Below are 3,767 nucleotides of genomic sequence, written 5' to 3'. Positions count from 1 at the left end.
TCTGGCTCTGGCTCTGGCAAGGATTCAACAACATTATCGAACTCTTCGCTACCTTGAATCTTAGGTTCAAAATCAAAATCAGAGTCAATGTTCGATGGTGATTCTACATCGTTGATCGCTTCAGCTAGCCAGTCTTCAACTGTATCTTCATCATCGTCAGAAATGTCATCCAATGACGCAGGAGACGTAGCTTCACTCTCAAAGCTGGTTGCGATTTCTTCTGGGCTACCCAGTTCCGGTGAAGGCTCTAGCTCAGGATGTTCCTGCTCAAATTCATCAACGCTAGTATTTTCAGAGAGTAACGAGTCGATATCTAACTCATCGCTTTCGACCTCTGGTTTTGTATCTCCGACCGCGGGTTCAATCACGTCAGATTGAGCTTGTTGTTCAGAAGCTTCTTCAACCACTTGGTCAAGTTCTGGCGTCATTAGCTCATCGATAAGCGCTTCATCGGTGGTTTCCAATGTGTCATCCAACAAAGCATCCGTTGCAGGCGCGACACCAAACATATCATCAATAAAGTCATCACGATTAAATGCGGCAGCTTCATCCTTAAGCTCAGGCTCTGTGCTATTTTCTATCGCTTCTGTACTTGCTAGCTCGTCGTTAACTTCGATGTCGTCGACTTGTGGTGCAGGCTCTGCAACTACCGGCTCATCAAGTTCAGCTTCAGTAGGTTCAGGTGCAGCAGAAGGCTCAGAAAGTAACGACTCGATATCAGCCTCTGCAAGACTACTTACATCATCATTTGGTGTGTCGAAGTCGAATGCAGCTTCAAGCTCTTTATCAAAGGCTTGCTCTTCAGACTCAATCTCGTCTTCAATACCACTCGTCAGTAGCTCATCGAATGGATCCAGAGATTCAGTCGCTGACTGATCGTCTTCATCCGCCGACAGCTCGCTTCCTAGCAGCTCATCCAAGGTTTCATCACTGTCTAGAGAAAGCTCGGTATCATTGATTTCGTCGTCAAGGAACTCATCTAATAGGTCGGTACTCTCAGCATCAATCTCAAAGTCATCATCCGAGTCGCTAAGTAGCTCATCTAGCGTCTCTGTGCTGTCTTCAGAAATGTTCAGTTCATCATCGGTTGATAAGCCTGATAGTTCTTCCAATTCAGACAGAGCGTCAAAACCTAGAGGTTCACCTTCAGAATCCTCATCAGAGTCGTTTTCCAACATCTCATCAAGTAGGTCTGTCGAGTTACTTAAATCGACATCATCACCGGCTAATTGCTCGTCAAGCAGGTCAACACTCTGCTGCTCTTCTTCGCTTTCCAGAGGTTGGTCAAACTGAGCCAAAATGTTTTCGATATCGTCATCAGACGCCAAACCACTATTTAGGTCTTTGGCACTCTCATCGTCGCTATCAAGATTGAAAGGATCGTTCTGTTCATTCTGAGCAGCTACTTGCGCGAAGATGTCATCAATATCATCTTCAACACTTGTTGGCTCTGGCTGAGAAGTTTGCTGTTCAGAAATAAGTGCATCGATATCAAAATCATCGCTTGTAGTCGTGTCTGCACTCGGCTTCGAATCACTTTGCTCTTCTGATATCAGAGCATCAATATCGAAGCTGTCATCGTCTTCATCATCCAATGCAAACAGATCATCGAGCATAGACTGATCCAGTTCGTTGGAGCCTAGGTCTTCCGTCTGTGACTCTTGAGATAGTAGTGCTTCAATATCATCAGCAGACATTGAGTTGTCGTCCGACAAGTCAAAGTCACCATCATCAGAATCAAGCGCGCTTTCTGCCGTCTTATCAAGCGCACGCTCCATCTCTTCTAGGCCAAGCGCTTTCTCTTCACCATTAACACTGATGCCGTTGCTGCTGTCTAAATCAAGATCATCGAAGTTAGTGTCTAAATCGCCGTTCTCACCGATGCTGGCAAACGGATCATCGTCTTCACCATCTAGGTTGAAATCAAGGTCCGACTCATCTAGGCCTGCAAACACATCGTCTTCGTCAGCCAGTGCTTGGTCATCAAATAGCTTATTCGCATCATCTTCTGTACCAAACAGCTCATCATCGAGAGACAACTCATTGTCGAGGTCGTCTATCTCATCAGCCAGCATCATTGGGGCAGCGCTGCTTGGCTCAGGCTGAATAGGCTGCTCTTGCGTTGGTTGCTGCTGCTCTTCATTTTTAGAGCGGCGACCCAACAAAATCACAATGATAAGACCAAGTAGAAGACCTGGAATGATCGCAAGTGCAGCGACTAGCCAACCATTTGACAACAGCTGGTCCATTGCACTTGGTGCCATTTTTTCAATTTCAGCGTTCTTTCTGCGCTCTTCAGCAAGTAACTTTTCAACTTCACTGCGAATACGGTCTTCGTCGCTCAGCTCTGTCTTAAGCACATCCACTTCAGACTGCACATCCGATAGCATTAATCTAAGTTGGTGATTCTTCTCTTCCAGTGACAACAGCTCTGTTTCAGATAACTCTAACTGCTTCTCGAGTTTGTTCATGTCTTTAACAGGAGAAGTAGCAGCCACTGATTTTTGTACTGTTTCAGCAGCAGGGGCTGGTTTACTAGCAACCGAACTTTTCGAACCTGCATTCGATTGATTGGAGGTTTGAGCTGCTTTTGGTTTAACTGCAGGCTTAGCGGCCGGATCATCCAGCTTGGCCAAGTGCGAGTTCATGATGTTGATGGCTTGCTGCGTAGAGCTTGCACGAGCTTGCTCTAAAGAAGGGACACGTAAATGACTAGCTGGCAGCAAGCTATGGATATTCTGGTTTTCAAACGCTTGTGGGTTCAGTCGGTAAATTGCCAACAAGGTTTGTTGGACGGAGACAGAGTTATCTGGACGCAATCTTGACGCGATAGACCATAGCGTTTCATTGCCACGAGTCGGACCATAGAAACGAGAAGGCTCTGCGCTATTCGATTGAGCTCTTTGAAGAGGTTCTGAAAACGTAGGCGCTGATTGTATCTGACCATTAGGCCCTACAACTCGAATGGAATCTGCACGAACAACGGAAATCTGAGTCGCAATGATAACGGCAAAAGGTATTAACCACTGCTTGAAAATTTGAAACATAAAAGGCTCAGCTAGGTGCTTAAATTCGGATAATGTGATGATCTATTAAATATATCGGATAAATGACGTAAAACTATAGAGATGAAAACAAAAAATGTGTTGCAGCGACAATATTCGCAGCAATTTCACACAATTTGACTAACAATATTTTTAATCGATTAAAAAAGCCCCACTAAAGAGTGAGGCTTGTTTATCAAAGCGGTGAGGCTTAGAAGTAATCGCGAACCAGAACTTCAGCGATTTGTACTGCGTTTGTCGCTGCGCCCTTACGAACGTTATCTGCAACTACCCACATGTTGATGCCGCTGTGGTGGCTGATGTCGTTACGAATACGACCCACCATTACGTGGTCTTTACCACCAGCGTCACGTACTTGCGTTGGGAATTCCATACCGTGGAAAACTTCAACACCTTCTGTGTTCTCTAACAGTTGAACCACTTGCTCAGCACCGATTGGTGAGCGAGTCTCCACGTGTAGAGATTCTGCGTGGCCGTAGAATACCGGTACACGAACACACGTTGGGTTCACAGTGATTGAAGAGTCGTTAAAGATTTTTTGTGTTTCCCAAACCATCTTCATCTCTTCACGCGTGTAGCCGTTTTCCGTAAACTCATCAATTTGAGGGATACAGTTGAACGCGATCTGCTGTGGGAATGCTGAGTTTTCAGCTGGCATGCCGTTAAGAAGCTTAGCGGTTTGACCTGCAAGCTCATCGATAC

2 protein-coding genes are annotated in these 3,767 nt (G+C 45.6%); both read right to left on the bottom strand.

Annotated features, from left to right (window positions below; all coding sequences use genetic code 11):
* Positions 1 to 3,047: FimV/HubP family polar landmark protein (locus BCT81_RS26685; RefSeq protein ID WP_277869850.1), on the bottom strand; the 3,047-nt coding region annotated here is incomplete at its 3' end.
* A 208-nt stretch (positions 3,048 to 3,255) separates the two neighbouring features.
* Positions 3,256 to 3,767 (bottom strand): Asd/ArgC dimerization domain-containing protein (locus BCT81_RS26680; protein ID WP_277869849.1); only part of this gene is annotated, 512 nt, incomplete at its 5' end.

This window comes from Vibrio sp. 10N.261.52.A1, assembly GCF_002876325.1.
Taxonomy (GTDB): Bacteria; Pseudomonadota; Gammaproteobacteria; order Enterobacterales; family Vibrionaceae; genus Vibrio; species Vibrio chagasii.
The sequence above is the reverse complement of the archived record's forward strand: the minus strand, read 5'-3'. Positions and strand labels throughout refer to the sequence as shown.